The organism is Cribrihabitans pelagius (assembly GCF_048820915.1).
GTDB classification, from domain to species: Bacteria; Pseudomonadota; Alphaproteobacteria; order Rhodobacterales; family Rhodobacteraceae; genus Cribrihabitans_A; species Cribrihabitans_A pelagius.
Genome location: NZ_JBMERR010000053.1, coordinates 1 through 6,232, shown reverse-complemented (window position 1 = coordinate 6,232; position 6,232 = coordinate 1). Strand labels below are relative to the sequence as shown.

General features: G+C 63.2%; 4 protein-coding genes. All 4 read right to left on the bottom strand.

Annotated elements, in window-relative coordinates; translation table 11 throughout:
- Positions 1-228 precede the first annotated feature (228 nt).
- A complete protein-coding gene (locus ACOHX0_RS21735; RefSeq protein ID WP_420679336.1) occupies positions 229-1,620 on the bottom strand; it encodes an FAD-binding oxidoreductase in 1,392 nt (463 codons plus the stop codon).
- 65 nt (positions 1,621-1,685) lie between these two features.
- On the bottom strand, positions 1,686-4,787 hold the full coding sequence (locus ACOHX0_RS21730; protein WP_420679335.1) for an ATP-binding protein: 3,102 nt from the start codon (positions 4,785-4,787) through the stop codon (positions 1,686-1,688).
- A gap of 794 nt (positions 4,788-5,581) precedes the next feature.
- A complete protein-coding gene (locus ACOHX0_RS21725; protein ID WP_420679334.1) occupies positions 5,582-5,818 on the bottom strand; it encodes a CBS domain-containing protein in 237 nt (78 codons plus the stop codon).
- 130 nt (positions 5,819-5,948) lie between these two features.
- Positions 5,949-6,232, bottom strand: a 284-nt coding sequence (locus ACOHX0_RS21720; RefSeq protein ID WP_420679333.1) for a transposase, incomplete at its 5' end; no start/stop codon positions are given.

Below are 6,232 nucleotides of genomic sequence, written 5' to 3'. Positions count from 1 at the left end.
GGGGAAGAAAGGCTCAAGGCGCGCCATCTGCGCGTCAGTTAGCCAGAAAAGATCAGACATGGTCACCGCTCGTTTTCGAGCCGTGAATCATGCCGATAGCCGAAAATCAATGGGTCCTGACCCTAGGCCGACTGGCAGAACCCGCGGGTCGTCGGCAGATTGAACTGGCACCCGCAATTGATCGCGCAATTGCAGTTGTCGAAGGTTTCGCTTTTGAAATGCCCATGATCAGACATGGCTTCCTCCCTTCGCTGGTTCGATGTTCTGATTGACGTGAAAGACGTTGTCGGGGTCGTAGGCCGCTTTTACCTCGGCCAGCCGGGCGTAGTTTTCGCCGAAATTCGCCGCCGCCCGGTGACCGTCGTCGTCTGACATGAAGTTGATGTAGCCGCCATCACAGCCCGAGTGCGGGTGGATCGCATCGTAGTAGTCCCGGACCCACTTGATATTGGCTTCGCTCTCGACTGGATCGTCCCAGATGCCGGCAATCACCGGCGAAAAGGTTTTGTCCCGGTGGCCGAATGCGGTTTCGTCGGCCCCGACGCGCTGCGCGGCGCCGTTGATCGGGTGCAGGTGCATTGAGGAGCTGACATGCGGCGTGTGCCGCCCGTGCGCGATATGCGCGGTGATGGCATCGTCAGTGAGTTCTTTGATGAAGTCGGCCTTCCAATAGTGCTGCATCCCCATTGGAACCGCATCGTCGAACAGGCTGTTGAGCGCCGGTAACGGCATGCGCATGCAGTATTCCGCCTTCACTTCGGCAAAATCCCGGAGCGGCTTCAGCACCCGCCCGGTGTCATCATGGGGACCGCTCCAGCAGGGGACAAGCACGCAAAAGAGATCGCCGACCCGGTCCTCCGGGATGAACGGCAGCGGCGGGGCGATCTGCCAGCCGAAGAAGCAGCCAAGCGCCTCGGGCGCCTCGGCGATATACTCGCGGTAGCCCTGCAGGACCGCCTTGGCATCGTCGAATTCATAAAACAGAGGCCCGCCCACGACGTCTCCAGCTTCGAGCAACTGGAACTCAAAGCAGCTGACAACACCGAAGTTACCGCCGCCGCCGCGCAGGGCCCAAAACAGATCTTCGTTCTGGTAGTGGCTGGCAGTGACCTGCCTTCCGTCGGCCAGAACCACATCGGCCGACACGAGACTGTCAATCGTCAAGCCCGCCCTTCGGGTCAGATAGCCAAGCCCGCCGCCCAGGGTCAGCCCCGCGACCCCAGTGGTTGAGATGATCCCGCCAGGGACGGTTAGCCCGAACGGATAAGTGGCGTGATCCACGTCGCCAAGGGTTGCGCCGCCGCCGACCCGGGCGGTCTTCTTGCCGGGGTCGACATGGACGTTGTTCATTCGCGCGAGGTCGATGACCAGCCCGTCGTCCACCGTGCCGAAACCCGGCACACTGTGGCCGCCTCCGCGCACCGCAAGGTCAACCCCGCCCTCTCGCGCGGCGGTGATCGCGGCCATCACATCGGCCGCGTCGGCACAGCTGATCACTGCGGCGGGCCTTCGGTCGTGCATCGCGTTGTAGACAGCCCGCGCATCGTCATAGCCAGGATCCGCGGCAGTAGTGACCGTGCCCCGAACCGTCCCGGACAGTTTCTCAATCAATTTGCGCATTCGATTGCCCTCCCCCTGAGTTCCTCTGAGGCATACCGCCCCTGGCGTTCCGAAAGCGTTCCGGGCTAGGCGCTTTCGCGCAAAAAGGTCTCTGCCGCCCGGAATGCCGGCAGATCGTGCCCTGACGGAAGCTCTCGTACGAGCCCGGCCAGCTGCGCGCGCACCGCCGGATCCGGAAACCGCACGGCAAGCGAATGCAGAGCTTTGAGCGCCAGCCACCGCGCGCCTCGGGCGCCTGCGGCATCCGCCGCATTGTGCAGGGACGAAAACGCATCACCGGTTTCGCCCATGCTGTACGCAAGTTCGCCGTCGGTGCGCAGCAGCTCGGCGGTCAGATAGCGCTGGCCGCACTGCCCAGACCACGCGAGCGCTTCGCGGGCGGCGGCGCGCCCCTCGTGCAACTCCCCGCGGGCGCCGCGCGCCTGCGCAAGCAGAAGCAGGGTCAGGCTCAGGTGAAGCGTCTGGCCCTGGACCCGCGACCGCTCCACCGCCTGCACGATCCGGTTAACACCGGAACCGGAACCGTTGCAAACCTCCAGCCAGGCCTGAAGCGCGTCCAGGACGGACTTGAGATAACGTTCGGAGAGATGCAGCCAGATCCGGTCGGCCCGGCCAAGAAGCTCTTTCAGCCGGGGAAGATCCCCGGCCACGGCAGCCAAAACGGCTCCATAGGTGACCACGTAGGCCGACGTCATCAGATGATCGAGCTTATCGGCAAGCCTGTCCGCCGACCGGGCCATCGCGGCGGCCTGCGCAGGATCGCCGGACCAGAGCGTGGCAAGCCCCAGCCGCACAAGGCAAACCGCCTTCGGATCCTGCGCATAGCGCGCCAGATGCTCTTCGCGCCGCGTGGTGTCGTAGCACGCTATAGCCGCCTCGAGGAACCGGCATGCCTTAGCCAGGTCACCCTGCCAAAACGCGCTGACGCCCATGAGATACAGGCCCTCGGTGCTGGCAACGCGGCCGCCGCTCTCGTGATCGATCAGCGCCTGGGCGAGCTCGTTGCAGGCATCAAACCGGCACCCTTGCAAGCGGGCGAGGCCCAGGCCGCGGAGAATGGGCGGATCGGCCGGTCTCCCGAGTTTACTGCAAAGCGACAGGGCGCGTTCGTAAAGACGGTGCGAGGCGTCTGCACCATACCCCTTTACGGCGACAAGCGGAGAGCCCAGGGCAATCCGGATATTCAGCTCGGCGGCGTCCCGGTCCGGTGAGGCCGGCAGCTCGGCCAGGAGCACAAGCGCGCGGCGGTACATTGAGACAGCTTCGTCGAACCCCGACATTGCTGCCGCTTGCGCGCCAGCCGTGCGGTACGCCCCGATTGCCTGTTCGGCCATGCCAGCCTGGTCGTAATGTGCCGCCAGCTGCGCAATGACCGCGGCCGGATCGCCGCGATGTTCGCGCGCTATCGTGTCTGCAACAACCCGGTGAAGCCGCCGCCGGCGCGCAGGACTGATCATCTCGATTGCAATTTCCCGAAGTTTGTCGTGGCTGAAGTCATAGGTCTGGCCCCGGTCAATCACGATTCTCCGGCGCCAGAGCTCGTCCAGCTGGTCTTCGACCAGTTGCTCGCTGCCGCCCATTGCTGCAGCCAGCGCGCGCGCTGAAAACGACCGCCCGAAGATGGCGGCCAGCTCTGCCAATTCCCGCGCGCCATCAGTCAGTTGGCTAAGCCTCGCCCGCAAAACCGAGCGCATCGTCGGTGTCAGAATGCCCTGCGCGCCAGCAGATGTGATCCCAGCCTGGATTGTCTCGATAACGAACAAAGGATTGCCTTCCGTCTCGCTCCACAGCCGTTCGGCCAGCTCTGGCTCAAGCTCCTTCACCCCTTGCAGTTCAGCCGCGAGCGCTGCGGTTGACGTCTGATCGAGCGGGCCGGTTGCGACGACGGTAACAGCTTTCTCACGCTGCAATGCATCGGCCAGCTCTGGAAGCAGGTGGCCGTCGGGAAGCTCCTCCCACCGCACAGTTCCGACTATCAGGACAGGCAGCTGCGAATACGCGCGAAGGAGATATCCGATCCATTCGATGGTCTCGGTATCGCACCATTGCAGATCATCGATGATCAGCACCTGAGCCCTGTCATGCGCTGCGATTGCCCGGCACACGGCATCAAACAACCGGTGGCGCCTGGAAACGCTGTCCGCGCCAGCGGTTGCCGGCTGCGAAACGGCGCTGCCAAGCTCCGGCAGCAGCATGGCAAGCTCATCGGTCCAGGCCTGCCCGAGCGTGCCGACCCGGCGCCGGATGCTTTCTGACCGCAGCAAGTCGGCGACCGGCCCCCACGGAAGCCTGCCAGCCGCCTCATAGGCCCGGGCGGTTGCCGCCTCATGCCCGCCGGCCTGCACGTAACGGCCGAGCTCTTGTGCAAGGCGGGACTTGCCGATCCCGGGTTCGCCAGTCAAAAGTACCAGATGCGCCCGTCCGGCCCGCGCGGTATCCCACGCCTTGGCAAGTGCATGCCATTCCTGATCGCGCGCCACAAACGGCGGCGCTTCCGGGTCCGATGCGCACCGGCGGTGCCGGTCAGACGGGTCCGCACGAATTACATTGCACAGCGCCGTGATCTCCGCATCGGGTTCAATCGCAAGCTCACGCCGAAGATCGCGGGCATAGTGATGGTACGTCCGCAAAGCCCTAGCGGGTTCACCCAGCGCGCAATGGGCTTCCATCTGAATACGGACTGCAGCCGCGTCGGCGGGGTCCAAACGGCTTACCGCCCCGGCATGCCGGAGAGCAGCGAGATGACCGCCACGCTCCGCTGCCGCCTCGGCGAGACGGCGGTGGGCGCCGACCGCCGCAGCCCGAAGCAAGCGGCGCTCCTCAAGCACCCAGTCGTCGTAGCAGGACGGCAGCAGGTCACCCCGGTAGAGCCGCACGGCTGCCTCGAAATCGCCGGACGCGATCGCCTCCCGGAAGCTCAGGACATCGACCTCGCTTGGCCCTGCCGGAAGCCAGCGCACTCTCCCGGCTCCGATCTCGGCAAATGCGTCCACGCCCGGCAGTGCCTGCCGCAACTCGTGCAGCAGCTTGCGAAGGTTCGTTCGCGCCTGGCGTTCTGTGGACTCGGGCCAGATCCCAAAGGCCAGGGCGGCTCGGTCCAGGGGCTCTATTCGCAGGGCGATACGCGCCAGGAATGCTTGCAATCGTGGTGAATTGAAACCGCTCAACCGCCGGCCGTCCAAAATGACCTCGGCCGCACCAAGCAGCCGGACACTGAGGCGAACGGCACTTCCGCCAGGGCTCTGCACACCGCCCCGTATCGTTATCCTCTCCTCTCGCTTCGGCATTGCTTTTCGACCGATCAGTCCGCTCCAATATACACCGGATCCCGCGAAGAGTCGAAGCGGCGGCCAGTCAAAAGCGCCTTGGCAGCCAGCAGCCGCTCCTGGCGCTGATGCTGTCGGCTTGCCGGCGTATAAAGGCAGGCGAACCCGGCACGCTAGAGCGGAGCGGAGGTGCGGCTGACTACTGTGCCAGCAATCGCGGTCGCGTCCGCGATCACACTCTAAACCAGGCAGGAAGAATGGATGTGGGCTGCCGGTGGGATCTGAAGCTGACCTTTACCACGCCGGTCACGAGCTTACACGGCGCGCAGACCATTTCGGACTTTTGCGCTTGCCGCATTCGCAGACGCAGAACACGTTTGCACATGCGGCGCGCGTGTCGCTGCAATGCTGGCCGTGTCGTCGGACCGGTCAATGAACACAGTCGCCAGGCGCGGAACTCAAACTGAGCTTTCGCTGCTCCGTGCCGGAAGCAGAAGAACGCGGCACCAATTTGGCTTCTCCCGACGTTGTTGTGCTGGCAGCTTTGCCCTCGGATCGGCTGTCTAAGACTCTACACGAGGAAAAGCGCTCTTCTCTCGCAGATCGCACCCTGGCAATCTGCTTGGTAACTTCGATTGAGTGCCCGCATCTACGTTTCATGGCTAGGCAAGAACTGCCTGCTTGTCAGTGGTCTTCTAGGCGCGACCGGCCACGTAATCCTTGAGCGCCTCCGCTTCCAAAGCGATTTCATTCAGGCGATGCTTGACGACATCGAGCGTGTTGACGATTCCGCAGAGCTTTCCGTCTTCGACGATGGGTATATGCCTGATCTGGTAGGTATCCATGAGTTCATAGATTTTCGAAAGCGGTTCAGACACCGCGCAGGTGAAGACGTCGGCCGTCATGACTTCGGAGACCGGTGTGTCGAGCACACCTGATCCGCCTTTGTTTAGCGCGCGCAGGATATCACCACCTGAAACAATACCGTGAATGCTATTCTCCTCGTCAGTTAGGTCACGTCCGTCAAGCTGGTGTAATTTTCCAGATGGCCTGAGGTCATGATCAGGCGGCCTGGGTTGTTATGTTGAGAATGGGATCTGTCTCCTCATGGTCGATCTGGGCGAAGGCCTCGACCTGCATGTATCGGCTTGCGGTCTGCCATTCGTGGTTCTGGTCGAACAGCACGGCGCCGATGAGGCGGGTTATTGAAGCTTCGTTTGGGAAGATGCCGACCACATCGGCGCGGCGCTTCACCTCCTTGTTCAGACGTTCAATCGGATTGGTGCTGTGCAGCTTGGTCCGATGCTGGCGTGGAAAGGCCATATAGGCCAGCACGTCGTGTTCGC